Below are 24,376 nucleotides of genomic sequence, written 5' to 3'. Positions count from 1 at the left end.
GCGTTGATTACTGCTGGTTCTTGTAATCAAAAATTTCTTTCGGAGTGACCATTTCACCGGTGTTGTTACCCCAGGCGTTCCGCTCGTAGGTAATCACCGCCGCCAGGTCCACTTCGCTCAGCTGGTTGCCGAAAGCCTGCATGGCCGTGCCGGACTTGCCGTTCACAACGATGTCTATGTGAGCCGCCATGTCCTGGGTTGCAATGGGACTGCCCTTCAGCGCCGGGAACGCCGGTGGCGCACCGCTGCCGTCGGCCTGGTGGCAGGCAGCACAAGCGGTCTGGTAGGCTTTTTCGCCCCGTTCCATCAGCTCGGCCATGGTCCAGTCTTTCTGGGTCAACTGGCGCTCGCGCTCGGCAGCTTCCTTCTTCTCCGCGACCCAGGTGTTGTATTCCTCCTCGGGAACCGCCTCGACAACCACCGGCATGAAGCCATGGTCCTTGCCACAAAGTTCGGTGCACTGACCGCGGTAAATGCCGGGCTTGTCGACGCGGGTCCAGGTCTCGTTGATGAAGCCTGGAATCGCATCTTTCTTGACACCAAAGTCCGGCACCCACCAGGAGTGGATAACATCGTTCGCCGTTACCAGAAAACGAATCTTTTTCCCGACCGGAATCACCAGATGGTTATCCACCTCGAGAAGGTAGTTTTCACCTTTGGCCTGTCGGTTCTCAATCTGGTCACGTGGCGTCGCCAGGTTGGAAAAGTAGCCGAAATCTTCATTGATATATTCGTATTGCCACTTCCACTGATACCCGGTGATCTTGATGTCCACCTCCGATTCGGAGGTGTCATACATGTCGACCAGGGTCGCCGTGGCAGGAATCGCCATAACAACGAGGATCACAAACGGTATGATGGTCCAGAGAATTTCTACCAGGGTGTTCTCGTGAAAGTTGGCCGGTTTGGCGCCCTGGGATTTTCGGTGGGCAAAAATAGACCAGAACATGACTCCGAAGACCACGACGCCGATGACGACGCAGATCCAGAGTATGGTCATGTGAAGGCTGAAAATGTCATTACTGGTGCCGGTCACCCCGGGGGTCATGTTCAGTGTCCAGTCCGCCATGGACCAGGCGGGGAACATCAGACCGCCTAAAAGGGCACCTGCCCGCTGAGCGTGCACGCGCATACTGTGTCTCCACAGAGTGTTATTCTTGTCGGATTTTGCGTTATCCCGCTGGCATTTTCGGCGTCGCATACACCGCAAAACCAGAGTGGAAGCCTGCTTTCGGATACTCAGCTTGGAGTATAGACACAGATCAAAAAAAGACTAAAAAATCGGCTAAACCCAAAAAAGCTAAACAGAATTTTTTAAGAATTAAAACGCATATGCCTTTTAACTTGCCGGCAACCGACCGACGTCTCTGGGCCCTGGCCTGGCCATTGATGCTCACCAACCTCACCGTCCCTCTCCTGGGACTGGTGGATACGGCCGTGCTCGGCCACCTGGAAAGCCCGGAGTATCTTGGCGCCGTCGCCGTTGGTGCCAATCTGTTCAGCATCCTGTACTGGACCTTTGGCTTCATGCGCATGGGCACGACCGGCCTGGCCGCTCAGGCATGGGGCAAGCGGGACAACTTCAGTCAGGTGGCATTGCTGCTGCGCTCGATCCTGTTGGCAACCGGGATCGGCCTTCTTCTCATTCTGTTTCACCAGCCTCTGATACAGACCGGCCTGAGCCTGATGAATCCCAGTGACAACGTGACCGAACTGGCGGCCGAGTACGCCGGAATCCGGATCTGGAGCGCGCCGGCCGTTCTCTGCCAGTACACGCTGGTTGGCTGGCTCATCGGCACCCAGTTTCCACGGGGCCCGATGATCATGCTGATTGCAGCAAACGGCCTGAACATCGTGTTGGATATTCTTTTTGTTACCGTGCTTGGCTGGAACAGCCGTGGCGTGGCCATTGCCACTGTGATCGCCGAATACGGTGCCGCCGCCATCGGTTTCCTGATCGTATTACGGCGAATGCCTGAGGGGCAGGGGCTGACGAAGGCTCTGTTCGGCAAACTCGAGGATTACCTGAGGATTCTCCAGGTTAACCGCTACATCATGGTCCGAACCATCGCGCTGTTATTGGTGCTGGCATTTTTTACCGCCCAGGGCGCCCGTCAGGGAGACACCATCCTCGCTGCCAATGCCGTTCTGATCACCTTTCTTCTGTTGATCTCCAACGCCCTGGACGGTTTTGCCAATGCTGCCGAGGCGCTGATTGGCGAGGCTATCGGCAAAGGCAGCCGGCGGCGCTTCCGGGTGGTCTTTCGAAGTGCCCTGCGATGGTCACTCTGGGGCGCCCTCTTGCTCACCATTGTTTTTGTGGCCGGCGGGCATTGGCTCATTGCACTGCTAACCGGTATCGAGGAAGTGAGAGCCACCGCCTGGCGCTACCTGCCCTGGCTTTGGCTGCTACCTTTTGCCGCAGTCTGGGGCTTTCTTCTTGATGGGATTTTTATCGGCGCAACCCGAACCCGGGACATGCAGAACACCATGCTGTTTTCGGCCCTGGCCGTGTTTGCACCGGTCTGGTGGCTGACCACGGGCTGGGGCAATCACGGGCTCTGGTTCGCGCTGATCTCTCTGATGGTAGCGCGGGCCCTGAGCATGGGATGGCTGTGCTGGTCCCATACCAGGAACGACCGTTGGTTCCAGAGCCAGTGACGCAGATTCAATCCGTAACATTACAGCCGGGTATTTTCATCACAGCGGAAAAGCAGTCGCAAAAATCTCGGCTACACTTGTCTGAAAAGGCAGGCACGATGTGGTAGCCAGCCCTCCTCTCCTGCCCGGGAACTCGTTGCTATCAGTTGCTAACAACGGGAGGCGCCTTGCGACCTCAATTCGTTCAGACATCGGCTTCTCCTGAAATGACACCACAGGTAGTCCTTGAGATTATTGACCAGGCGCGGCGCAAGGAAGCCCGCTCCGGGACCTTCCTCCGACAGCTTCACGAAAAGGTTGCCGCGCTCCCGTCTGCGGTCACTATTGAGGGGTATCAGCCCGCCACCTGCCTGTTCCAGTTCGTGGTTGAGTACATCGAAATGGCACCAAGGCTCATCGAATGCGTTGAAGCCTGTGCCCGGGAAGCCGGAAAAGCCGATCTGTTTGAGCCCTTTGTGAATGCCGCCATCCGGTATTTTACTCAGCCATCAGCGCTCCTGGTTCGCTACGACGGTCTCGATGGCCTACTGATCCGCGCCTACCTTTGTCATCGGTTGATGGAAGAAATGTACGAAAACAACCGGTGTACCCGGGCCAGCGAAATCGTGGATATGGAAGCAACTCGTGCTAATCTTCTGGCTCATCAGCTTATCGGCGAGCCCTTTGCCAACGAGCTGGACGACTCCATCACCGTAACCGTGTTGCAGATAGCAGGCACGCCGGACTACTACGAACTCAACCTCGACCCGTTTGTCGAGCAGGTGAACAACGCCGCCTGGGACTGGATGCGGCATTACTGGGAAAATCTGCTGGTAAGGAACCACATTCGATTTTCTCTCGGGTCCGGCCTGGCCTGACAGGTTCAGAGGTTTAATGAAAGTATCAGCGATTGCAGTGCTGGCGGGACTGTTGATTTCTGCCATGGTATCGACAGCCAACGCGTACGAGCTGTCCGTAACCGTCACCCTGGAAGGCAACACCGAACCCGTGGCCAATGCCGTGGTTTCCGTAGACAGTGCCCGTCCGGCAACACCGGTTTCTGCCGAAATCTATCAGAAGGATCGCGCCTTCCATCCCCATGTACTGGTGGTGCCAGTCGGCTCCAGCGTGGATTTCCCGAATCGCGACAATACCCAGCATCACGTGTATTCCTTCTCGCCGGCAAAAACCTTCAACATCGAGCTTTACGCCGACCGCCCGGCGGCTCCCATTGTTTTCGACAAGCCAGGCATCGTTGAACTGGGCTGCAACATTCACGACCACATGCAGGGCTTTGTGGTGGTCACCGACACCGCTGACACCGGCCGGACAGATACCTCCGGCAAGGTCACCCTGTCGCTCGATACACTGCCCAGCGAGGGCAGCCAGGGCACGGTGACACTTGAGATCTGGCACCCACGGCTGCCGGATAATACCCGCCCGGTCACCCGTGAAATCGAACGTGATAGCGAGTCCGCAATCGTCACCCTCAATCTTGAGCCCGAGCCTGCCGCAGAAGGCTCGCTGGACCGTCTCCAGCAGCGCTTTCGGGAGCTTTGATGGGTCTGGTATCTCGTCTCGGATTCCGGGGCCGGCTTATTGCGGCGATGATCTCACTGGTGGCGCTGGTCAGCCTGGTGATCATCGCCCTGCTGATGGTGTACCTGTTCGAGGATGAAAAAAGCCGTGCACTGGAACAGCTGGCCATCGGAGAGCGGCTGACCAACGAGGTCATTGATCGCCGGACCGATCTGGAACTGTCCCGGCTCAGTGTTGTGGTGCAGGATTTCGGCTTTCGCTCGGCCATTGCCAGCCGCGACCCGGCAACCATCGACAGTGCCCTGGAAAACCACAGCGGCAGGGTGGGTGCCGACTTCGCGCTCTTGCTGGACAGTCAGGGAGAGCCCCTGGCCTCGACCCTGCAAAACCCTTTTCCTGCCGTCAGCCAGGAACAGCTGACAAGCACCCGTCGTAATGGGTTTACCCGGTCACCGCGGGCCATTGATGGCAGGGGCTACGAGATTCTCATCATCCCGATAGAGGCCCCGGGGCTTCGGGCCTCGCTGGTCAGCGGCTTTGCCATGGACCAGTCCCTGGCAGAGGTCATCGCCAGGCTCAGTGGCACCTCGGTGATCTTCCGGGCGCGATCGAACCAGAACGACAACCTGAACAGTTTTGCCGCCACCAGCAGCATCGATGCCAAGCTGGAACAGGAGCTTGCAGGCGCATCCGCCAACGCCAATTTTATTGAAAGTGCCGGTTATTTCACCCGGATCATCAACCTGGGCGAATCAGACCCCGCCGCCGTCCAGGCCGTGCTCCTGATCAGCCGTGATGCCACGCTCCAGAATTACTACCGGCGAGCGGTGGAAATTGCCCTGCTGGTGACCGCCATCCTGATTTTCGCCATTCTGCTGGCGCTGGTCATTGCCCGGAACCTCGGGCGCCCGGTTTTGCAGCTGGCAAGCTACGCGCGGGCTATCGGTGAGGGCACCACACCCGAGGCACCGGCCATCCGGGCCGGCGGCGAACTGACCCAGCTCCGCAACGCCCTGCGGGATATGCTGTCTGGCCTTCGGGAGCGGGAAGCCCAGATCCGCTATGCGGCAACCCACGATGACGTCACCGGACTGAAAAACCGCAACGCCCTGATGCAGGAGGCCGCCGAGCTGTTTGAGAACCGTGGCACGGGTTCACTGGTGGGGATCCGGCTCAACGATCTCTCCGATATCAACGACACCCTGGGGCTGGAATTCGGCGACAAGGTCCTGATCGGTATTGCCAAGCGCCTGCAGCAGGAACTCCCGGACGCCCATATCCTCGCCCGCACCGGTGGCGGCGAATTCCTGGCCCTGATCCCTTCACTGCCCCCGGAGCAAGGCAGTGACAGAATCCGGCAACTGCACGCGCTCATCGAATCTCCCTTGCAGGTAGACCAGACGCCCTTCTCCCTCAGGGTCACCATCGTCACCATGGAACTGCCGGAAGATGCCTCGGATACCGACGCCCTGCGTCGCCGGCTCAATCTCACCTTCGAGCAGGCGGAGGCCCACCCCGAAGCCTTCACGCGCTACAAGCCCGGGCAGGATGAGAGTCACCTCAGAGAACTGAAACTGATCACCGACCTGCACGCCGCAATTCTGCATAACGGGTTGCACATGAACTACCAGCCCAAACTGAACAGCCAGACCGGCGAATTGGTGCAGGTAGAGGCCCTGGTGCGATGGATTCACCCGGAACTGGGCTTTATTTCCCCCGAGGAGTTCATCTTTCTCGCCGAACAGTCAGGGCAGATCCACGACCTGACAGCCCATATCCTGCAACGGGTGGCCAGCGATGCCCGGCGATGGCACGAGCAGGGTGTTGACGCGGGCGTTGCCATCAATCTGTCCGCCATGGACCTCACCTGGCCCGCCCTGACCCGGCACATCGCGGAAACCTTTCACGATTGGCACCACGATCTGGAACGGGTGACCCTGGAAGTCACGGAAAGTGCCCTGATGGAAGATCCGGAAGAGGCCATGGCCACCCTGAACCAGCTCAGGGCGCTGGGAGTGACCCTGTCGGTGGACGACTTTGGCACCGGCTACTCCTCGTTGTCCCAGCTGCGCAAGCTGCCGGTACAGGAGCTGAAAATCGACAGGTCATTCGTGCTGAAGCTGGATTCCGAGCCCCAGGACCAGCTGATTGTCCGGTCCACCATTGATATGGCCCACGGCCTCGGGCTGAAGGTCGTGGCAGAAGGGATCGAGAACCTGGAAGCCTGGCAGCTGCTGCAACACTGGGGCTGCAACCTCGGCCAGGGTTTTTACCTGAGCCGCCCGATTGCCCCCGAGGATCTGCCGGAGACTGCGCTGTCCCTGGCTGCCCGCAAAGGAGAGCTGAGCCGACCCAACCCGGAGTATTCAGAATGATAAAGAGACGTCTGATGACACTGACCGTGGCGCTTCTGATGGCACCGGCCGCCATGGCCGACATCGGCAGCCGGATCTGGGCGACCGGAGGCGTCACCACCATTGAGGGCAGTGCCGGCGGTGGCCTGGTTCCCTGGGCTCTACTGGGCAGCTACGCCAGCGACGAGGAGTGGGGCGGCACCGTGGCACTCAGCCGGGCCGAAGTGGACGATTACTCTCTCTCGGTGACCGGTGCCGGGCTGAACTGGAATAACCGCCTGGAGATCACCGTGGCCCGCCAGACCCTGGATCTGGACAGCCTGGTGTTTACCCTCAAGGACGGCTTTGGCCTGGAGCAGGATGAACTGAATCAGGATATTTTCGGCGCCAAGGTCCGGCTCGCCGGCGATGTGTTGTACAGTCCCTGGGGCCAGTGGTCTGCGGGCGTTCAGTACAAGCGCCAGAGGGATTTCACCGTACCCTCGGCGATCGGCGCCCGGGATGACAGTGGCACCGATGTCTATGTCAGTGGCAGCAAGCTGTTCTTCGCCGCGGTGAAGGAGCGAAACCTGCTGGTAAACCTGACCGCCAGGGCTACCCGGGCCAACCAGGGTGGACTCCTGGGCTTTGGCGGCGACCGTAACAACAGCCACGAACTGATGATGGAGGGCAGCGTCGGGCTTTTCCTCAACCGCCAGTGGCTGGTGGGCGCGGAATACCGGCAAAAACCGGACAACCTGGGGTTTGCCACCGAAGATGACTGGTGGGACCTGTTCGTGGCCTGGGTGCCGGACCGTCGTCTGGCGGTCACGGGCGCCCTGGTCAACCTGGGTGACGTTGCCACACTGGAAGACCAGCAAGGTCTGTATCTGTCGCTGCAGGGGAGTTTCTGATCATGGCACTTACCAATCTCTACCTTACGCCTACCGCCCTGTTAATCTCGCTGGCACTGATGCTCGGTGGCTGCCAGAGTCTGAACAGCCAACCTGATAGATCCCTTTATCAGCAGCTCGGTGAACGTGAAGGCATTGAAAACGTGGTGGAGGACCTGCTCTACCTGATCGTCGAGGACGAACGCATCAACCAACAGTTCAAAGGCATGGATGTCGCCCGGTTTCACCAGAACCTCACGGATCAGTTGTGCGAGCTCAGCGGTGGGCCCTGCAGCTATACCGGGCGAGAGATGCGTGAACTGCACTCTGACATGGACATCACGGACACCCAGTTCAATGCCCTGGCCGAGAACCTGATTCTGGCCATGGAACAGAACGATATCCCAACCGGCGCCCAGAACCGACTGATCAAACAACTGCTGCCGCTTTACCCTGACATTCGCAATCTGTAGAACGGAGACCTGTACCTTGCTCGAAAACGCTGATCTGGGAAAACTGATTATCCGCCTGACCCTGGGCGGCCTGATGCTGTTCCATGGCATTGCCAAGCTGCTCAACGGCATCGGCTTCATTGAAGGGGAGCTGGCCAGCCACGGCCTGCCAACCTTCCTCGCCTACGGGGTGTACGTGGGTGAGATCATCGCGCCGCTGATGGTCATCCTTGGGTATCAGACCCGGATCGGTGCGCTGCTGATTATTTTCAACATGCTGTTTGCCATCATCCTGGTTCACGGCAACGAACTCCTGAGCCTTGGGCGCAGCGGCGGCTGGGCGCTGGAGCTGCAGGGCTTCTTCCTCTTTACAGCAGTTGCAGTGATATTCCTCGGACCAGGGCGGTACAAACTGAAGAACTGAAGATCCGGGAGACCTCAGGCACCAGGTGCGCTCGCCGCCCTGAAATCCCGCGCCACCATAACCCGGTTACGGCCAGACTCCTTGGCCGCGTATAGCGCCTCATCGGCCTGACGGATGAGCTCCTGGGGCTCCATATCTGGCCCTGGCACCAGGCACGCCACGCCCACACTGATGGTAAGACTGACCGGAGCCACCCGTTCCCCGGAATGCACCGGGGAACGGGCCACCGCCTGACGCACTCGCTCGGCCACCCGAACCGCTCCCTCCTCAGGCGTGGCTGGTAGCAGGATGCTGAATTCCTCGCCGCCATAGCGGGCCAACAGATCCCCGGAACGCTGCACTTCTGCGACGCACAAGGCGGCCACCGCGGTCAGGCAATCGTCGCCAACCAGGTGTCCCAGCTCGTCGTTTACCCGCTTGAAGTGATCAATATCCAGCATCAACAGGCTCAACGGGTGACCGTGTCTCTGGGCCCGTCGCCACTCATCGTTGAGTTTTTCATCGAACCGACGCCGGTTGGCCACATGGGTCAGACCGTCGGTGAGGCTGATCGCCTTGAGCTGCTCATTGGCCCGTTCCAGTTCGTCGGTGCGCGCCTGAACCCGCATCTCCAGGGTCAGGTTGGCCTGCTGCTGGATCGCCAGCGCCTGCTCCTGGGCCTCATGGCGCTTGCGACGTTCCAGGTTGATCCGGTAGGCAAGCGCAAAGGAAAGCAGAACCACCTCCAGGGCCACGCCGATCTGAGGCATGAACTCGGTCAGGAAACTGCGGGGCATGATGCCAAGCTTGCTGACCGCGAGAATCAGATGGCCGATCAGCAATGGCGTCCAGGCCAGAACGTAGAAACCGCCCAATACCTGACCTTTCCGCCAGACCAGGAAACCGATGAACCAGACCGCGGGAGTGACCACTGCCGCAACCGCGCTGACCAGGACAATCCCCGTCTGGTAACTGCCAAAAAGAGTAAAGACGAAGCTGGCAGAAATGGCGGCCAGAATCCACTGCAGGAAGCGGTAACTTCTGAGGCTGTAGGACCGGATATTGAGAAAACGGATGGCGAAGATAATGGCGGAGAACAGAGCGAAACAGATAACCGGAATGGTGAAATACCGGTTGATACCCGGGGCATTCGGCCACAGCCACTGGAAGAGCACACCATTGAAGTTGAGCTGAACCAGCCCGGTAAACACAACAGTCAGCACGTACCAGAAGTAGGTGGAATGGCGCACGATGACAAACAGAAACAGATTGTAGAGCGCCATCGCAGCGATGATACCCAGAAACATCGTCTGCCAGCCGTAAGACAGCTGCTCATTGGCCAGGAATTCGGCCGAAGGCGTGACTGCCACGGGAATCTGTACCGACCCGAGCGTTTGCACGCGCACAAAGGCGGTCGCCGTATCGGTATTCGACGGTACCAGGAAGACGAAATTGCGGTGATAAATCGGGCGACTGCTGAACGGGAGGGTATCGCCCGTATGGTGGGTCTGGATCAGCTCGCCATCAACCACCCAGTGCACGGACACCTCGTCCAGCAACGGATAGCCGATTTCCAGAACCCGGTTCACCGGCTCTGGCGGAATCTCGACTCTCAGCCAGAAACTGCCATCGCTGAACCCGCGATTAAAAACCTCATTTGAGCCAAACCTCTGCCAGGCGCCCGGGGGCAGGGCGCGAACGTCTTCGAGTGCCAGCTCATCGGCGGGCGCTTCCAGCCAGTCAAAGGCTACGGGAGCGGCCTGAACAGGCGCGCTGGCCAGGCATGCCAGCGACAGAAAAATCAGAAGGATGCAGGATAACTGCCGCATCATAGCGGTTTCCGGTTTCCGGGCCCTTCCTGGTGTTCTACACTTTCAGGCCCTGACTGAGTCTTTTTGCATCCTTGCAGTTGCTTCCATTTTAGACGGTTGCGCGTGCTGCGTCCTCTATAACTGCAAGGCCAGCATAGCCTGAAACCATCGAGGCCGAGAATGACCGAACGCAAGAACGACATACGCCCTGGCCGTTACCGGCACTATAAGGGCAAGGATTACGAAGTACTCGGGATCGCCCGGCACAGTGAAACTGAAGAACAGATGGTGGTTTATCGCTGCCTGTACGGTGATTACAGCCTCTGGGTACGCCCGCTGACCATGTTCCGGGAAACCGTGGAAATGGCCGGCGAACAGGTCCCCCGCTTTGCCCGCCTTGACGAAGTCTGACCGTTACACAACCGCTTTGACTACCGCGATCATTTCCTGCACATTACCGCGCTTTTCATGATGCCGGTCCCCACAAGGGGCCGGACAAACCATTAATTCCTACCCGGAGTTTTGCCATGAATGCCGTTGTTGCTGCGGTTGCCATCATGCTCGTCCTGAGTTTGTGCCGCATTCACGTTGTTGTTGCCCTCATCATCGGTGCCGTATCCGGCGGCCTGATTGCAGGAATGTCCCTGGAAGCCACCATCGAAGCCTTCAATAGCGGCCTGGGCGGCGGTGCCACCGTGGCACTGTCCTATGCCACCCTCGGTGCTTTCGCCGTTGCCATCGGCAAGTCCGGCCTGGCCCACGCCCTGGCCGACAAGGCCCTGGCCCTGGTCGGTCGCCAGGAAGAAGGCGCCGCCGTTAACGGCATCCGCTTCCTGATCATTGGCCTGCTGCTGGCCATTGCCATCTCGTCCCAGAATATCCTGCCGATCCACATTGCCTTCATACCGTTGGTAGTACCGCCGCTGCTGTACGTGATGGCAAAACTGAACATGGACCGCCGCCTGGTTGCCTGTGTGCTGACCTTCGGCCTGATTACACCCTACATGTTTTTGCCCGTCGGCTTTGGCGGCATTTACCTGAACGAGATCCTGATCGCCAAGATCAACGCCAACGGCGTCGATGCCTCCGGCCTGAGCGTCATGAAAGCCATGGCCCTGCCGGCACTGGGCATGCTGTGCGGCTTGCTGATCGCGGTCTTTTTCAGCTACCGCAGTGGCCGCACCTACAACCTGGAAACCATCACCAAAGCCGAACGGGTAGACACCAGCTATAGCCCCCGCACCCTGGTTATGGCTCTGTTGGCCATCGTCACCGCCTTTGTAGTGCAGCTCTGGCTTGGCTCGATGATCCTGGGCGCCCTGGCCGGGTTCGTGCTCTTCAACCTGTCTGGTGTGGTGCGCTGGAAGGAGGCCGACGACCTGTTCACCGAGGGCATGAAGATGCTGGCGATGATCGGTTTCATCATGATCGCCGCGTCTGGTTTTGCCGAAGTGATGCGGGAAACCGGTGAAATTGCCGCCCTGGTGGACAGCTCCGTGGCGACCATCGGCGAGAACAAGGCCATGGCGGCGCTGCTGATGCTGGTGGTGGGTCTGCTGATCACCATGGGTATCGGTTCGTCCTTCTCGACCATCCCCATTATCGCGGCCCTGTACGTGCCCCTGGCCCTGCAGTTGGGTTTCAGCCCCCTGGCCATCGTGGCCCTGGTCGGCACCGCCGGCGCCCTGGGGGATGCCGGTTCCCCGGCCTCCGACTCCACCCTCGGCCCCACCGCCGGCCTGAACGCCGACGGCCAGCACAACCACATCTGGGATACCGTGGTGCCGACGTTCCTGCACTACAATTTGCCGCTGCTTGGCTTTGGGTGGTTGGCGGCTATGGTTCTCTGAGCTTGGAGTTTGCCGTCCCTTGTAGCCTTCGTGTTGAGGGGAATTGCGAGGGGGCCGTACTACTTTTCCCTTGGAAATGGCAACTCGCTGCGCTCAGACATCAATTTCCGGCGGGAAAAGTAGTACGGCCCCCTCACATAAGAACTCACGGATATCGCTAAAAAGATCTTGTTCTGAAGAAATATCTTTTGAGTCAGGTAGAGAGGGTGTGGGTGTGCTTTTCTGGCGGGGAAAAGATGTCTGAGCGAAGCGAGTTGCTTTTCCCCAGAAGAAAAGCATTCCCATGGCCTCTCCGCCCGCAAACCTGCAGGCTAGGAAGAACAGCTTACTCGTCGTCGGCAGAAGACTTGAAGAACACGACCTGCTTGACCGTGTGATCGTCCTCGTTCTTGCGCTTGTTCACCCGCGTCTCAAGCTCGGGGTTGGACGGCTGTTCGGCGTCAGACACTGCATCGGTGAAGCCACAGGCCACGCACTCGCGAACCTGGTCATCGTCGTCGGTGGTGAACATCATGATCTTGTCCATCTCCGCGCAGCGAGGACAGACGGCGCCGGCGATAAAACGTTTTGGACTCGCCATATAAATACTCCCGTTTGGAACAACCGGCAGCCTTTACGACTGCCGGCTCAAATTGGGTCAGGCCGCTTCGTCCGTGATGCCGGTTTGTTTCAGTAGCGCATCCACCTGCGGTTCGCGACCCCGGAAGGCCTTGAACAATTCCATCGGCTCCTGTGAGCCGCCTTTCTCCAGAATATTATGGAGGAAGGCCTTGCCGGTTTCCGGGTCGAAGATACCTTTTTCCTCGAACAGGGAGAAGGCATCGGCCGCCAGCACTTCCGCCCACTTGTAGCTGTAGTAGCCAGCCGCATAGCCACCGGCAAAGATGTGCGAGAAGGAGTTGGGGAAGCGGTTGAATTCCGGGGCTTCCACCACGGCAATCTCGCTTCGCACCTTGCGATGCATATCCAGCGGGTTGGTGGGCGCTTCGTCGGTGAATTCCGCGTGCAGGCGGAAGTCGAACAGTGAAAATTCGAGCTGGCGCACCATGCCCATGCCGGACTGGAAGTTCTTGGCCGCCAGCAGTTTCTGCAGCAGATCTTCCGGCAGCGGCTCACCGGTTTCGTGGTGCGAGGCGATCAGGCCCAGGGATTCCGGATTCCAGCACCAGTTTTCCAGGAACTGGCTGGGCAGCTCGACGGCGTCCCAGGCGACACCGTTGATGCCGGACACATCCAGCACGTCCACCTGGGTCAGCATGTGATGCAGGCCGTGGCCGAATTCGTGGAACAGGGTGGTGACCTCATCGTGGGTCAGCAGTGACGGCTTGCCGCTGACCGGCGGTGTGAAGTTGCAGGTCAGGAAGGCTACCGGCAACTGGAGCTGGCCACGCAGGTTGCGCCAGCGCACCCGGCAATCGGCCATCCAGGCACCGCCACGTTTGCCTTGGCGGGCATAGAGGTCGAGATAGAACCAGGCCAGGGGCTCACCGTTGCGACTGATACAGTAGGCCGTCGCATCCTCGTGCCAGGTTTCCACTTCCGGCTTCGCTTCAATCTGGACATCGAACAGCTTCTCTGCGACACGGAATAGTCCGGGCACCACCTTGTTCACCGGGAACCAGGGACGCAGGGTTTCCGGAGAGATGTCGTAGCGCTTCTGGCGAAGTTTTTCGCTGTAATAGCCGATATCCCAGGCCTGCAGCTCCTCGGCGCCGTACTCGTCTTTCGCGAACGCCTTGAGCTCGGCAAATTCTTTCTCGGCCTGTGGCTTGGACTTGGCCGCCAGTTGGTTCAGGAAGTCCAGGACCTCCTCGCTGCTGCGGGCCATCTTGGTGGCCAGGGAGCGCTCGGCGTAGTTGTCAAAGCCCAGCAGCTTGGCCTGGGCGTGGCGGCGCTTGAGGATTTCCGCCATCACCGGGGTGTTGTCCCACTGGCCGGCATCCGGGCCCTGGTCGGAGGCGCGGGTCACAAAGGCCTCATAGACTTCCCGGCGCAGATCCCGGTTGTCGCAGTAGGTCATGACCGGGAAGAAGCTGGGGAAATCCAGGGTGATGACATAGCCGTCCCGTTCCTTCTGGCGGGCGGCCTGTTTGGCGCTTTCAATAGCGGTCTCGGGGACGCCGGCGAGCTCATCGACGTCGGTGATATGTTTGAACCAGTGCTGGGTAGCATCCAGCACGTTATCACTGAACTTGTTGGACAGCTCGGACAGCTCCCGGGACAACTCGGCATACTGCTTTTTCTTGTCTTCCGGCAGGTCGACACCACCCAGATGGAAATCCCGGAGGGTGTTTTCCACAGACTTGCGCTGGGCTTCGCTCAGGTTCTTGAAGTCTTCTCGCTCGGCCAGCTTCTTGTAGGCGTTGCAGAGTGCCGCATTCTGGCTCACCTCGGTGCTGTACTCGGTGAGCTTCTCCAGGCAGTTTTTGTAAACCTTGCGCAGCTCGTCGTTGTTCATCACGCCGTTCAGGTGCGAAATCACTGACCAGGCATTGCTCAGCTTGTCATCCAGCGCCTGCATCGGCTGGGCCAGGGTTTCCCAGGTGGGATCGTCCTGGTCTGCGATTTGGCTGATTTTCATCCGGTTTTCACTGAGAATCTGGTCAATTGCCGTTTCCATGTGTTCGGTGCGGACATGGTCAAATTTCGGCAACAGGTCGTCAGTCAGTAACGGGTTATTCATAGGTCCCCTTCTCAGTTCGTCGAATCTTGGGTAGTTTGGTTTCTTAATTCTATGGGGCTGGCACCTGTGGGAGAGGTCCTTCCAAAACACGCTCCTGGCGGCACCCCTCCGGGGTCCGGCCTGCAATCATAGATTGCAGTCGTTCGGCTGAAGCATGAAGCTTTGCTTCATAAACGCTCAGCCTCACCCATGTGACGCTTGACTGTCGCCATCCATGGCGACAGACAGTTTTGGAAGGACCTCTCCCACAGGCGCCCCGGGCCTCCGGGTATACGCGTTCAATTTCACTTTAACGGGTACTATGTAATGACGAATATACGTTCACACAAGGGTATCACGCCACATTTTGGGGAACGGGCATGGGTCGATCCAAGTGCCGTGGTGATTGGCGATGTGGAAACCGGCGATGATGTTTCCATCTGGCCGATGACCGTGGTTCGTGGCGATATGCACAAAATCCGCATAGGGCACAGGTGCAGCATCCAGGATGGGTCGGTCCTGCACATCACCCATGCCAGTGACTACAACCCCGGCGGTTATCCGCTCACCATCGGCGACGATGTGACGGTGGGCCACAAGGCACTGCTGCATGGTTGCTCCATTGGCAGCCGGGTTCTGGTCGGCATGGGCTGCATCATCATGGATGGCGCCGTGGTGGAGGACGAGGTGATTGTTGCCGCGGGCTGCCTGGTTCCGCCCGGCAAGACCCTGGAATCCGGGCACCTCTACGTCGGGTCGCCCTGCAAGAAAGCCCGGGCGCTTACGGAAAAGGAGCGGGGCTTTTTCAAATACACCGCCGCCAACTATGTCCGCCTGAAGAATGAGTATCTTAACGATCAGTAAGCCAGTGGTCTGAAGTCACCGCCGTGGCCGTATCTTTCGGGGTAACCTTACATCCCGGAGACCACTGTGGACACACCAGACCAACCGTTTGATCGAGCACTGCTCTACCTGCGCGCGGCAGGCCACGATACCGGTCCTGAAACCCGGGCGCGGTTGCACAGCCTGCTGCAGGTACACGCCGCTGACAACCCGGCCTTGAGCAACGGGCAGTTGCTGGCGCGGATGCCGGATTGGTTTACCCTGCCCGGGCCATGCCAGGGGCGCCCTCTGCCACCCATTACCCGGGCCAGTATCGGTTACCCTCGTGAATAGCGCCGCGTGCTGGCGCCCGGTCGCGTTCCGGCGACGCCTTCTGCTTATTTTCCTGGTGGCCGCTCAAACCCTGGCCGGCGTCTATTTGTTTGCCCAGACAGTGCCGGAGCAGGCGAATGGCGGAACGACTGCCACGTTGCTGGCCGTCTTCGGGCTCCTCTTTGCGTGGATCGGCGTGGGCTTCTGGACCGCCGTTTTTGGCTTTGTTGCGCTCCGCTTTGGCGGCGACCCCTGGAGCCTGTCCAGCCGCGTTGGGCAGCCTGAGTCCGAAGAAGCAACGCTCGCACCTACCGCCGTCGTGATGCCCGTTTGCAATGAACCGGTGCAGCGCACCCTCGGCGGTCTGAAAGCAATCATCCGCGATCTCGAACGAACGGGACAGCAGGAATCCGTTGATTTCTATGTGCTCTCGGACAGCCGGGACCCGGAAATCTGGCTCGAGGAACAGGCGACCTGCGAACAAATACGCCGGGAGCTCGGCCCTGGCCAGCAATTGTTCTACCGGCGGCGCAACATCAACCTGAACTACAAGAGCGGCAATATCGCGGATTTCCTGCGTCGATGGGGTCGCCGCTACCGCTATGTGGTGGTTCTGGATGCCGACAGCCTGCTCAGTGCCAACTGCATTACCCGGCTGATACAGCTCATGGAAGCCCGGCCCGAGGCGGGGATTATCCAGACCACACCCCGCCTGGCCCGGGCAGAAACCCGCTTTGGCCGGCTGCAGCAGTTCGCCAACCGCTGTTATGGCAGGCTCTACAGTGCCGGACTGGCGGCCATCCAGCTGGGTGAGGCCACCTACTGGGGCCACAACGCGATTATCCGGGTGGCGCCGTTCATGGCCCACTGTGGTCTGCGCAAGCTTCGGGGACCCGGTCTATTCCGGGGGCCGGTACTCAGCCATGATTTTATCGAAGCGGCACTGATGGGACGGGCCGGCTACGAGGTCTGGCTGGAACCTGCCATCGCCGGCAGTTTTGAGGAATCACCGCCGACCCTCGAGGATGACCTGATCCGGGACCGGCGCTGGTGCCGTGGCAACCTCCAGCATCTTTGGTTACTGGCAACCCTGGGGAAGATCCGGCTCGCCCATCGGATGGCCCTGGTAACCGGAATTTTCTCGTACCTGGCCTCTCCGCTCTGGCTGGTTTTCCTGGGCTTGTCAGGCTATGTGGCGCTGGCCGATTCGACGCCGGCTTTGCCGGGCGTGATGGCTACCACGGACACCGGCTCTGGTCCGGGCTTTCTGCTGGTCCTGGTGACCTCGGTGCTGCTGTTCGGCCCCCATCCGGATGTTGATTCACACCTTCCATGTTGGGGGCGCGCTGTCGAATCTCAAAGTCGGCTGGCAGGGACAGAACCGGTCCGGCGGTGCCAAGCCGGGGCTCAGCCTTCGGCAATTTGCCCTCCTGCTGGCTTCCGCCGTCGCTGACACCCTGGGCCCTGCCCGTATTGGCACCGGTATTGTTTTCACCTGCTCTGGCCTGGTGGCTGAGCCGAAAACCGGGCGAAGGGCAGTGGTTGGCGGTGCCCGAAGATTACCGGACAACGACGGTGATTGATCTTGCCGGTCCCGCACCTATGGGTCATCGGACACCGGGCGGCCTGGACTGGTTCGAACAGATGGTTCTGTCTCCCGTTTCCGCCCGGGACCACAGGCGAAGTGCCTCGCCATTAAGGGGCAAGAAAGCGCGGGCCCTGGCGTCTCTGGTGGATCGCTGCGCCACGGAAGGAAAGCAGGGCCTGACTCACCGGGAGCTCAGCCTGATCTGCAACCACCCAGAGGCGTTAGCCGCCCTGCATTGGCGCGTCTGGCATGCCTCCCATGAATCACCCTGGCGGGAAACACTGACTCGTATGGCACAATCGGTTGAGGGAGACTCGCCGATACCGGTGCCCCTGCCCCGTCGGCAGGAACAGATCGCCTGGGTTGAGGTCGCTTCGTGATACTGGTCTGGCTTTTTCTGCTGAACGGGCTGTTCCTGTTTCCATCTCTGGCATTGCCGGGTAACACCCCCTGGCTTTCTCTGGAGGCCCTGATCCTATGGGCCATCATTTGCGGGCTCAGGGATCCCGAGCGGAGATACCGCGTCGCTCGTTCGCTGGCCGTCGCCTACGCGTTTCTGTTCCTGCTTGTTCTGGCAGATGCCCTGGTTCGGGAGAGTCTCGGCCGCGGCCTGAACCTGTATCTTGAAGTTGGCCTGTTGGATGCGGCCTGGAATCTGCTCAACACAAACCTGGGGGCGGCTCTGGCGATTGCAGCCCTCACCGCTCTGCTGGGTTTGCTCGCAGGCGTGGGCTGGCTGTTTCGCCATGGCCTGGAACGGCTGGCGCACCACTCGCCGGCACACTTGGGCAAACCGCTCTGGTTTGTGGCCGGCCTGTTTCTGGCCGGGGCCATCACGCCCTGGATTGGCAGCCCGGCGCTGGCCTTCGTTGCCAATCAGGCCTCCCTGATCACCCACACTCACCAGACAACCCGCAACTTTGCCAACGAATTGAGTGCGCTGCCAGGGCGGGAAGGCCGGGCAACGCCCCTGCCAAGGCTGGCACATACCGATGTCATTCTGGGTTTTATCGAATCCTACGGGGTGTCGACGGTCACGGACGAGCGCTACCGGTCACTCGTCAATCCGGGCCTTGAGGCGCTGGGCCGGTCCCTTGATGCGGCCGGGCTGTCGGTGGTGACTGGCCGGCTGCAATCACCCATCCAGGGTGGCCAGTCCTGGCTTGGTCATCTATCCGTATTGAGTGGCCAGTGGATCCACAACCAGCTTGCCTACGAAACCCTCCTCAGCTCCGGCTACGCCACGCTGATCGATGACTTCCGCAGCACAGGGCACAGCACTGTCGCCGTGATGCCGGCTATCACCCAGGCTTGGCCCGAGGGCCGGCTGTTCCGCTACGACCGGATTTACGATCACGATGATCTGGGTTACCAGGGGCCACCATTCAACTGGGTCACCATGCCCGACCAGTACACCTGGCACCGGTTTCAGGACATTCGCGATGCGAATGAGGGGCCGCTCTTTGCCGAGCTGGCGCTGATCAGCAGCCACGCTCCCTGGGTGCCGATCCTGCCGGTGCTCGATGACTGGCAAAGCATCGGCAACGGTGAAGTGTTCCGGCGCTGGGAGGGTGCTGGCGAGGCGCCGGTTTCGCTGTGGCGCGATCCGGACCGGGTCCGGGAACATTACGGTCAGGCGATTGCCTATGCTCTGGAAGTTGCCGGAGGCTTCGCCGCCCACTATCTGCGCCAGGACGCCCTGATGATCATTCTGGGTGACCATCAGCCGGCGCCATTGATCACCGGCGAGGATGCCAGCCGGGATGTGGTCGTTCATGTCATCAGTGCCAACCCATCGCTGGTGGAACCTTTCCTGTCCGGCGAGCTCCCGGGATTCCAACCCGGTATCTGGCCCGATCCGGAGACGGCAGGCGCCACCATGAGCCGATTCCGCCCGTTTTTACACCGGCATTTCGGGGAACTCTGAAGCCAATTTGACCCTGATCAAAATTCGACCAACCCCACCCTTGAAAACATTTTTGCTGCACCTACATTCGGAATTAGCAGAGGTTCACGGATAGCCATCCGGCAGGCGCCACCGGCATGGAGCAGTTCCGCGATCGAAGCTGATGCTCAACTATTCAGATTCGTTTCGTTTGAAAAGGAGGGATGCTTTATGAGCAATCTTACCCGCTGGAATCCGGTCAATGAGTTCGAAGACCTGATGAACCGCTACAACCGCATGTTTGGCCTGGCCCGCTCAGGCGGCGAGCGCGAAGGTAAAGACGTATTCAGCCGCAGCGACTGGGCGCCGGCCGTAGACATCAAAGAAACTCCTGAGGCCTTCACCATCGAGGCAGAGTTGCCGGGTATGTCCAAGGAAGACGTAAAGGTAACGGTACACGAGGGCGTTCTGAGTATTCAGGGAGAACGCAAGAGTGAAGATGAATCCAAGGACAAGAAGCATCACCGGATCGAACGATTCTACGGGAGCTTCCTTCGCCGCTTCACGCTGCCGGACAACGTTGACGAAAACAGCGTGAAGGCGAACTTCAAGGACGGCATGCTCACACTGACGCTTCAGAAAGCCGAGCCGAAAGAGCCCAAGGCCATTGAAGTCGACGTGCAGTAAACGCCATTGATCTCAAACCAGATGAAGCGGCCGCGCTGGGCTCAGTTGCCCGCCGCGGCCGTTTTCTTGGCGCCGGCGTTCTCCAGCGCCCGGGCATAATCGACACTGCGGCGATGACGGGAAATCAGGTCAAGAATGGTTTCCCCGTCTGGGCCTGCGGCATTCAGATCCCGACCCTCGGCAACAAAAAAGCCGATAAAGCGCTCGAAATCTTCGGCCCGCATGGCCTGATAGGCTTTCAACAGGGCGTTGAAGTCAGGGTTCTCGGCAGCATCCCAGGGCTGGATAGCCAGAAAACTTCTGACCCGCTCATCACTCCATTCTTCGCCAATCACTTTTGGCTTGTCCGGTCCACTCATGGTTACCCTCTCGCTCCGCTGTGCAAGTCAATAAACGGCGGACAGTATAAAGCCCTGAAAGCACGACAGTTATATGGATTACGAATGAGAAGCTTCACGCCGGATATAAGACTCAGGGCATGATTTCGACCGGAAGGTCGCCGGTCGGGACGTCATCGTTGCACTCGGGATTACGAATCGCGATCTCCACCCGACGGTTAAGGGCCCGGTTCTCTGGCGAATCGTTGGGCGCCAGAGGATTGGTCTCGGCACGACCGGCCGCCACCACGCGGTCGGCGGGTACCTGGCGGTTCATCACCAGCTCGTGCACGACGGACACGGCTCGGGCCGCCGAAAGATCCCAGTTCGAACGGTAGCGGTCACTGGAGATGGGCCGGTCATCGGTGTAGCCGGACACCAGGACATCACCGGTACAGGCGGACAGCACATTGACCACCCGTTCGATGATCGGAATCATCTCTGGCTTTATGGCGGCGTCACCGGATCGAAAGGTGGCTTCCTCGGAAAAGCGGATCACCACCTGGTTCTGGTCGTAATTGACACTCAGGGCTTCCGACGCGACTTCCGATTCCAGCTCCCGGATCATCCGGCTGGCCAGATCAATCACGCCGCCGGGGATCTGGGTGGGCGCGACACCCTCGGCGCGCTCATCAATAAATTCGGGCTCCCTGGTCTGGGATTCCGTTGGCTCGGGAAGGGATACTGTCTCGGATTCAATCATGGTCAGGGGGGAACCACCGATATCATCGGCCAGGACATTACTGGAGCCAAAAGCGACCGCCATGGAATTGGCCATGGCCCGGTACTTCTCCACGTCCATCTCGGCAAACGAAAGCAGGAGTATGAAAAAGGTCAGCAGCAGGGTGGCCAGATCGGCAAATGTGACGATCCAGGCCGGCGTCTGGTTCTGCAAACGCTTCCTGTTTTTCTTATGGACCAGTTCCAAACCCTCAGGCCTCCCGCTCCGGCGCCAGGCCGGTGCGCTGCTCCGGGTGAACAAACGACGACAGCAGTTCGGTCATTACCCGGGGATTCTCACCGCGCATGATGTTCTTGATGGACGTGATGATCAGCACCTGGTTCCGGGCCTCGTCCTCGGCTTTCAGCTGCAGCTTGTCGGCCAGGGGCAGGGCAACCAGCTGGGCAATAAACGCACCGTACAAGGTGGTAAGCAGGGCGATGGCCATGGCCGGGCCGATGGAGGACGGATCGTCGAGGGTGTTGAGCATCTGCACCAGGCCTACCAGGGTGCCCAGCATGCCAATGGCTGGAGCCGATTCGCCGATGCCCCGGAACACCCGCTCGGCCACTTCGTACCGTTCGGCGGTCTGCTGTGTTTCCTGGGCCAGCGCCTCCTCCACCAGTTCCGGCGGGTGGCCGTCGACACACAGATTGATCGCCTTCTGAAGGAACTCATTATCCGTCTGGTGGTTTTCCAGGCCCAGAATGCCCTCTTTACGCACCACCATGGCCAGTGATCCCACTTCCCGGATCAATTCCGCCGGCCGCGCCATACGGTCGGTGAATGCAGCCGACATGGCCAGGCGGAAGGCGCTCATGACTGACGCCATTCGGAATTTGATCAGGGTAACGGCGAAGGTTCCGCCCAGCACAATGGCAAGCCCCGGAAGGTTCAGGAACGTCAGGAAAGAGGCATTGGCGAGCATCGCCATGATGACGATCAGGACACCTGCCACAAGCCCTACAAGGGTAAGAATATCCATCGAAAATCCCTACGGAAGTTGACCCTGAGCATAGCCCAATCCGGGCGCAGCGGCTCAGTCGTTACGCAATTCCTCAATGACGGGGCCGGTGGCAGGGTTCACGCCGCGCCAGATACGGAAGGATTCCGCCGCCTGCTCCACCAGCATACCAAGCCCGTCATGAACGTTCTGTGCACCCTGTTCCAGCGCCCACTGATTGAACGTCGTGGTTTGCAGAGAATACATCATGTCGTAGACCACCGTTTGCTCTCCGACTACCTCCGGTGACAGCGGTGGCAGATCGCCCTGGAGGCTGGCACTGGTACCGTTGATGATCACGTCAAAAGGCTCCCGGGGCTGTTCGAATCCGCAGGCAGAAAGCGCGGTCTCGCCCGCCACGGGTTTAAACAGGTTAACCAGCGCGTCAGCCTTGGCAACCGTCCGGTTGGCAATGGTAATGGCGGCAGGATGCTCCGCCAGGATCGGCCCCAGAACACCACGAACCGCGCCACCGGCCCCCAGCACTAGGATGCGTGCCTGCCCGAGGACAACACCGTGGTTCACAACCAGGTCTCGCACAATGCCGCACCCGTCAGTGTTGTCAGCGGTGAGCCGGCCCTCGTCATCGAGATACAGGGTATTGGCGGCCCCGGCATTCTGGGCTCGCTCGGTACGACGGTCCGCCAGCTTCCAGGCTTCCTCCTTGAAGGGCACGGTTACGTTCAGGCCCTTGCCGCCCCGTTCAAAGAATTGCCTCACCGTGCCGGCAAAATCATCCAGTGGCGCCTGGATAGCCGTGTACTCAACCGGCTCACCGGTCTCGCTGGCAAACAGGCTGTGGATCCTCGGCGATTTGCTGTGGCTGATGGGGTTGCCAACTACCGCGTAGAGATCGTTAGTCATCTTGGGTCTCCAACCAGTTCCGCCCGGTCAGGAAATAGTCTGTCAGCCGGGCTTCTTCCGAACCGGGCTCGGCGGTCCGGTTGTAGTCCCAGCGCACCAGCGGCGGCAGCGACATCAGTATGGATTCGGTGCGACCGCCGGATTGCAGGCCAAACAGGGTGCCGCGGTCATAGACCAGGTTGAATTCCACATAACGCCCCCGGCGGTAGAGCTGGAAATCCCGCTCACGGTCACCATACGGATGATCCATTCGGCGTCGGACGACAGGCTCGTACGCGTCTATGTAGCTATCGCCCACCGCTTTCATCAGGCCGAAATCCTGCTCGAAGTCGCCGGTGTTGTGGTCATCAAAAAACAGACCACCAACACCCCGGGGTTCATCCCGGTGTTTCAGATAAAAGTAATCATCGCACCAGTCCTTGAAGCGCTTGTAGGTGCCCTCTCCGAACGGCTCGCAGGCATCGCGGGCTGTTCGGTGCCAGTGCACACAGTCTTCCTCAAAACCGTAGTAAGGCGTGAGGTCGTAGCCGCCGCCAAACCAGTAAACCGGCTCGCTGTTCTGCGGAGTGGCAATAAAAAACCGCACGTTGGCGTGGGAGGTCGGCACATAGGGGTTGTTGGGGTGGATCACCAGGGACACACCCATGGCCTGCCAGGGTGCACCGGCCAGATGGGGACGATGAGCGGTGGCCGAAGCTGGCATGGTATCGCCCATGACGTGAGAAAAATTAACACCGCCTTTCTCGAACACCTGGCCTTCGGTGATCACCCGGCTGACGCCACCGCCACCCTCGGGCCGGTCCCAGGCATCCTTGATGAACGATGCGCCATCATCGAGGGCCTCCAGACGGTTGCAGATGGACTCCTGCAGGCCCAGCAGATACTGCTTGACCGCCTGGCTATCGGGTTGCTGTGCCATAAACGCTCCTAACGAAGTTGCTGACCGCTGACAATATCAATAATACGGCTGGGTTTGCGATTACCGCCCAGTGCTCCCGGAACGATCCAGTCCAACTGATCGCCAAAATACCCGCGCACCTGCCAGATATGGCGGGCGGGCTGTCGCCCGGCCGGATTACAGGACGTGGAGACCAGGGGCATGCCCGTCGCTTCACAGAGCGCCCGCACCACCGGGTGCTCGCTGACCCGAACCGCGATGGAACTGTGCTTTCCGCGCACCCATTCCGGCACCTTTCGCTCCGGGTCTGGCAGCAGACAGGTCACGGGGCCGGGCCAGTGCCGCTCAGCCTCGGCCCGGAGCAACGGGGGAAGGGGATCCAGCAGGAAGCGGACCTGGTCAAGGGAAGAAGCCACCAGAATCACGCCTTTCTCGACCGGGCGCTGCTTCAGCTCCAGAACCTTCTCCACCGCTTCCTGGTCCCAGGGATCACAACCCAGCCCCCAGACGGCCTCGGTGGGATAGGCAATAACGCCGCCTCCGAGAACCGTGCGGCGAGCGCAGTGCAATTGCCAGTCAGATAGGGGGTGGGAATGGGCCATACTGCTTGTGTCA

At 59.8% G+C, this 24,376-nt stretch carries 26 protein-coding genes; 15 read left to right on the top strand and 11 right to left on the bottom strand.

Features of this window, described 5'->3' with window-relative positions:
• Nucleotides 1-7 precede the first annotated feature (7 nt).
• The gene (gene coxB / locus BM035_RS12600) at nucleotides 8-1,132 is read right to left on the bottom strand and encodes a cytochrome c oxidase subunit II (RefSeq protein ID WP_092032205.1); all 1,125 of its coding nucleotides are present in this window, start codon (nucleotides 1,130-1,132) and stop codon (nucleotides 8-10) included.
• A 200-nt stretch (nucleotides 1,133-1,332) separates the two neighbouring features.
• Between coxB and BM035_RS12595 the strand changes: the two genes are divergently transcribed.
• From BM035_RS12595 to BM035_RS12565, 7 genes are all read left to right on the top strand, one after another.
• Nucleotides 1,333-2,661, top strand: coding sequence for an MATE family efflux transporter (locus BM035_RS12595; protein ID WP_008176715.1), 1,329 nt, complete (start codon nucleotides 1,333-1,335; stop codon nucleotides 2,659-2,661).
• A gap of 206 nt (nucleotides 2,662-2,867) precedes the next feature.
• On the top strand, nucleotides 2,868-3,518 hold the full coding sequence (locus BM035_RS12590) for a hypothetical protein (RefSeq protein WP_008176713.1): 651 nt from the start codon (nucleotides 2,868-2,870) through the stop codon (nucleotides 3,516-3,518).
• A 16-nt stretch (nucleotides 3,519-3,534) separates the two neighbouring features.
• Nucleotides 3,535-4,200 (top strand): methylamine utilization protein, encoded by a 666-nt coding sequence (locus tag BM035_RS12585; protein WP_008176712.1) that lies wholly within the window; start codon nucleotides 3,535-3,537, stop codon nucleotides 4,198-4,200.
• Nucleotides 4,200-6,554, top strand: a complete 2,355-nt coding sequence (locus BM035_RS12580; protein ID WP_092032202.1) for a putative bifunctional diguanylate cyclase/phosphodiesterase — start codon at nucleotides 4,200-4,202, stop codon at nucleotides 6,552-6,554. The genes BM035_RS12585 and BM035_RS12580 overlap by 1 nt, the downstream gene beginning before the upstream one ends.
• A complete protein-coding gene (locus BM035_RS12575; RefSeq protein ID WP_092032201.1) occupies nucleotides 6,551-7,426 on the top strand; it encodes a DUF3034 family protein in 876 nt (291 codons plus the stop codon). The genes BM035_RS12580 and BM035_RS12575 overlap by 4 nt, the downstream gene beginning before the upstream one ends.
• 2 nt (nucleotides 7,427-7,428) lie before the next feature.
• A complete protein-coding gene (locus BM035_RS12570; protein WP_008176706.1) occupies nucleotides 7,429-7,878 on the top strand; it encodes a group I truncated hemoglobin in 450 nt (149 codons plus the stop codon).
• A 16-nt stretch (nucleotides 7,879-7,894) separates the two neighbouring features.
• The gene (locus BM035_RS12565; RefSeq protein ID WP_008176705.1) at nucleotides 7,895-8,281 is read left to right on the top strand and encodes a DoxX family protein; all 387 of its coding nucleotides are present in this window, start codon (nucleotides 7,895-7,897) and stop codon (nucleotides 8,279-8,281) included.
• A 14-nt stretch (nucleotides 8,282-8,295) separates the two neighbouring features.
• Here the strand turns inward: BM035_RS12565 and BM035_RS12560 are convergent, their stop codons facing one another.
• Nucleotides 8,296-10,092 (bottom strand): sensor domain-containing diguanylate cyclase, encoded by a 1,797-nt coding sequence (locus tag BM035_RS12560; protein ID WP_175497391.1) that lies wholly within the window; start codon nucleotides 10,090-10,092, stop codon nucleotides 8,296-8,298.
• Between the two features lie 159 nt (nucleotides 10,093-10,251).
• On the opposite strand from BM035_RS12560, the gene BM035_RS12555 reads away from it, so the two are divergent.
• Nucleotides 10,252-10,482 carry a DUF1653 domain-containing protein gene (locus BM035_RS12555; RefSeq protein WP_008176702.1) on the top strand — a complete coding sequence of 77 codons (231 nt, stop codon included), beginning with the start codon at nucleotides 10,252-10,254 and terminating at the stop codon, nucleotides 10,480-10,482.
• 116 nt (nucleotides 10,483-10,598) lie between these two features.
• Nucleotides 10,599-11,921, top strand: coding sequence for a Na+/H+ antiporter family protein (locus BM035_RS12550; RefSeq protein ID WP_092032198.1), 1,323 nt, complete (start codon nucleotides 10,599-10,601; stop codon nucleotides 11,919-11,921).
• Nucleotides 11,922-12,014: 93 nt separating this feature from the next.
• Here BM035_RS12550 and BM035_RS22340 read toward each other — a convergent pair whose 3' ends face one another.
• The 3 genes from BM035_RS22340 to prlC are packed head-to-tail and all read right to left on the bottom strand — an operon-like array spanning nucleotide 12,015 to nucleotide 14,604.
• Nucleotides 12,015-12,206, bottom strand: coding sequence for a hypothetical protein (locus BM035_RS22340; protein ID WP_139216041.1), 192 nt, complete (start codon nucleotides 12,204-12,206; stop codon nucleotides 12,015-12,017).
• Between the two features lie 40 nt (nucleotides 12,207-12,246).
• Nucleotides 12,247-12,501 carry a YheV family putative zinc ribbon protein gene (locus BM035_RS12545; protein ID WP_041645867.1) on the bottom strand — a complete coding sequence of 85 codons (255 nt, stop codon included), beginning with the start codon at nucleotides 12,499-12,501 and terminating at the stop codon, nucleotides 12,247-12,249.
• Between the two features lie 57 nt (nucleotides 12,502-12,558).
• A complete protein-coding gene (gene prlC, locus BM035_RS12540) occupies nucleotides 12,559-14,604 on the bottom strand; it encodes an oligopeptidase A (protein WP_053113466.1) in 2,046 nt (681 codons plus the stop codon).
• Nucleotides 14,605-14,910: 306 nt separating this feature from the next.
• On the opposite strand from prlC, the gene BM035_RS12535 reads away from it, so the two are divergent.
• The 6 genes from BM035_RS12535 to BM035_RS12515 all read left to right on the top strand — a co-directional run bounded on the left by BM035_RS12535 (nucleotide 14,911) and on the right by BM035_RS12515 (nucleotide 19,898).
• Nucleotides 14,911-15,447, top strand: a complete 537-nt coding sequence (locus BM035_RS12535) for a gamma carbonic anhydrase family protein (protein ID WP_092032197.1) — start codon at nucleotides 14,911-14,913, stop codon at nucleotides 15,445-15,447.
• 66 nt (nucleotides 15,448-15,513) lie between these two features.
• Complete coding sequence (locus BM035_RS12530; RefSeq protein WP_053113440.1) at nucleotides 15,514-15,759, top strand: hypothetical protein; 246 nt, start codon at nucleotides 15,514-15,516, stop codon at nucleotides 15,757-15,759.
• Complete coding sequence (mdoH, locus tag BM035_RS12525; RefSeq protein WP_053113439.1) at nucleotides 15,752-17,191, top strand: glucans biosynthesis glucosyltransferase MdoH; 1,440 nt, start codon at nucleotides 15,752-15,754, stop codon at nucleotides 17,189-17,191. The genes BM035_RS12530 and mdoH overlap by 8 nt, the downstream gene beginning before the upstream one ends.
• Nucleotides 17,192-17,223: 32 nt before the next feature.
• Nucleotides 17,224-17,706 (top strand): hypothetical protein, encoded by a 483-nt coding sequence (locus BM035_RS22970; RefSeq protein ID WP_227507858.1) that lies wholly within the window; start codon nucleotides 17,224-17,226, stop codon nucleotides 17,704-17,706.
• The gene (locus BM035_RS12520) at nucleotides 17,703-19,253 is read left to right on the top strand and encodes a sulfatase (RefSeq protein ID WP_053113437.1); all 1,551 of its coding nucleotides are present in this window, start codon (nucleotides 17,703-17,705) and stop codon (nucleotides 19,251-19,253) included. The genes BM035_RS22970 and BM035_RS12520 overlap by 4 nt, the downstream gene beginning before the upstream one ends.
• Nucleotides 19,254-19,442: 189 nt before the next feature.
• The gene (locus BM035_RS12515) at nucleotides 19,443-19,898 is read left to right on the top strand and encodes an Hsp20/alpha crystallin family protein (RefSeq protein WP_014578884.1); all 456 of its coding nucleotides are present in this window, start codon (nucleotides 19,443-19,445) and stop codon (nucleotides 19,896-19,898) included.
• A gap of 41 nt (nucleotides 19,899-19,939) precedes the next feature.
• On the opposite strand, the gene BM035_RS12510 is transcribed toward BM035_RS12515, so the two are convergent.
• From BM035_RS12510 to BM035_RS12485, 6 genes are all read right to left on the bottom strand, one after another.
• Nucleotides 19,940-20,257: a PA4642 family protein gene (locus tag BM035_RS12510; RefSeq protein ID WP_014578883.1), complete on the bottom strand. Its 318-nt coding sequence runs from the start codon at nucleotides 20,255-20,257 to the stop codon at nucleotides 19,940-19,942.
• 112 nt (nucleotides 20,258-20,369) lie between these two features.
• The gene (locus BM035_RS12505; protein WP_062783609.1) at nucleotides 20,370-21,203 is read right to left on the bottom strand and encodes a flagellar motor protein MotB; all 834 of its coding nucleotides are present in this window, start codon (nucleotides 21,201-21,203) and stop codon (nucleotides 20,370-20,372) included.
• A gap of 4 nt (nucleotides 21,204-21,207) precedes the next feature.
• Entirely contained in the window at nucleotides 21,208-21,981 is a 774-nt protein-coding gene (locus BM035_RS12500; protein ID WP_053113435.1) for a motility protein A, read from the bottom strand.
• A 54-nt stretch (nucleotides 21,982-22,035) separates the two neighbouring features.
• Nucleotides 22,036-22,863 (bottom strand): shikimate dehydrogenase, encoded by an 828-nt coding sequence (gene aroE, locus BM035_RS12495; protein WP_092032195.1) that lies wholly within the window; start codon nucleotides 22,861-22,863, stop codon nucleotides 22,036-22,038.
• Nucleotides 22,856-23,782: an oxygen-dependent coproporphyrinogen oxidase gene (hemF, locus tag BM035_RS12490; RefSeq protein WP_092032193.1), complete on the bottom strand. Its 927-nt coding sequence runs from the start codon at nucleotides 23,780-23,782 to the stop codon at nucleotides 22,856-22,858. Before hemF ends, aroE begins: the two co-directional genes overlap by 8 nt.
• 8 nt (nucleotides 23,783-23,790) lie before the next feature.
• A complete protein-coding gene (locus BM035_RS12485) occupies nucleotides 23,791-24,363 on the bottom strand; it encodes an L-threonylcarbamoyladenylate synthase (protein ID WP_092032192.1) in 573 nt (190 codons plus the stop codon).
• Nucleotides 24,364-24,376: the final 13 nt, after the last annotated feature.

It is taken from the genome of Marinobacter sp. DSM 26671 (assembly GCF_900112835.1).
GTDB classification, from domain to species: Bacteria; Pseudomonadota; Gammaproteobacteria; order Pseudomonadales; family Oleiphilaceae; genus Marinobacter; species Marinobacter flavimaris.
Note: the sequence above shows the minus strand (reverse complement) of the source record. Positions and strands in the feature narration are given on the sequence as shown.

Excerpts from the sequence above, each read along its gene's own strand:
- coxB (WP_092032205.1), bottom strand. The coding sequence starts at position 1,132 with ATGCGCGTGCACGCTCAGCGGGCAGGTGCCCTTTTAGGCGGTCTGATG.
- BM035_RS12595 (WP_008176715.1), top strand. The coding sequence starts at position 1,333 with ATGCCTTTTAACTTGCCGGCAACCGACCGACGTCTCTGGGCCCTGGCC.
- BM035_RS12590 (WP_008176713.1), top strand. The coding sequence starts at position 2,868 with ATGACACCACAGGTAGTCCTTGAGATTATTGACCAGGCGCGGCGCAAG.
- BM035_RS12585 (WP_008176712.1), top strand. The coding sequence starts at position 3,535 with ATGAAAGTATCAGCGATTGCAGTGCTGGCGGGACTGTTGATTTCTGCC.
- BM035_RS12580 (WP_092032202.1), top strand. The coding sequence starts at position 4,200 with ATGGGTCTGGTATCTCGTCTCGGATTCCGGGGCCGGCTTATTGCGGCG.
- BM035_RS12575 (WP_092032201.1), top strand. The coding sequence starts at position 6,551 with ATGATAAAGAGACGTCTGATGACACTGACCGTGGCGCTTCTGATGGCA.
- BM035_RS12570 (WP_008176706.1), top strand. The coding sequence starts at position 7,429 with ATGGCACTTACCAATCTCTACCTTACGCCTACCGCCCTGTTAATCTCG.
- BM035_RS12560 (WP_175497391.1), bottom strand. The coding sequence starts at position 10,092 with ATGATGCGGCAGTTATCCTGCATCCTTCTGATTTTTCTGTCGCTGGCA.
- BM035_RS12555 (WP_008176702.1), top strand. The coding sequence starts at position 10,252 with ATGACCGAACGCAAGAACGACATACGCCCTGGCCGTTACCGGCACTAT.
- BM035_RS12550 (WP_092032198.1), top strand. The coding sequence starts at position 10,599 with ATGAATGCCGTTGTTGCTGCGGTTGCCATCATGCTCGTCCTGAGTTTG.
- BM035_RS22340 (WP_139216041.1), bottom strand. The coding sequence starts at position 12,206 with ATGGGAATGCTTTTCTTCTGGGGAAAAGCAACTCGCTTCGCTCAGACA.
- BM035_RS12545 (WP_041645867.1), bottom strand. The coding sequence starts at position 12,501 with ATGGCGAGTCCAAAACGTTTTATCGCCGGCGCCGTCTGTCCTCGCTGC.
- prlC (WP_053113466.1), bottom strand. The coding sequence starts at position 14,604 with ATGAATAACCCGTTACTGACTGACGACCTGTTGCCGAAATTTGACCAT.
- BM035_RS12535 (WP_092032197.1), top strand. The coding sequence starts at position 14,911 with ATGACGAATATACGTTCACACAAGGGTATCACGCCACATTTTGGGGAA.
- BM035_RS12515 (WP_014578884.1), top strand. The coding sequence starts at position 19,443 with ATGAGCAATCTTACCCGCTGGAATCCGGTCAATGAGTTCGAAGACCTG.
- BM035_RS12510 (WP_014578883.1), bottom strand. The coding sequence starts at position 20,257 with ATGAGTGGACCGGACAAGCCAAAAGTGATTGGCGAAGAATGGAGTGAT.
- BM035_RS12500 (WP_053113435.1), bottom strand. The coding sequence starts at position 21,981 with ATGGATATTCTTACCCTTGTAGGGCTTGTGGCAGGTGTCCTGATCGTC.
- aroE (WP_092032195.1), bottom strand. The coding sequence starts at position 22,863 with ATGACTAACGATCTCTACGCGGTAGTTGGCAACCCCATCAGCCACAGC.
- hemF (WP_092032193.1), bottom strand. The coding sequence starts at position 23,782 with ATGGCACAGCAACCCGATAGCCAGGCGGTCAAGCAGTATCTGCTGGGC.
- BM035_RS12485 (WP_092032192.1), bottom strand. The coding sequence starts at position 24,363 with ATGGCCCATTCCCACCCCCTATCTGACTGGCAATTGCACTGCGCTCGC.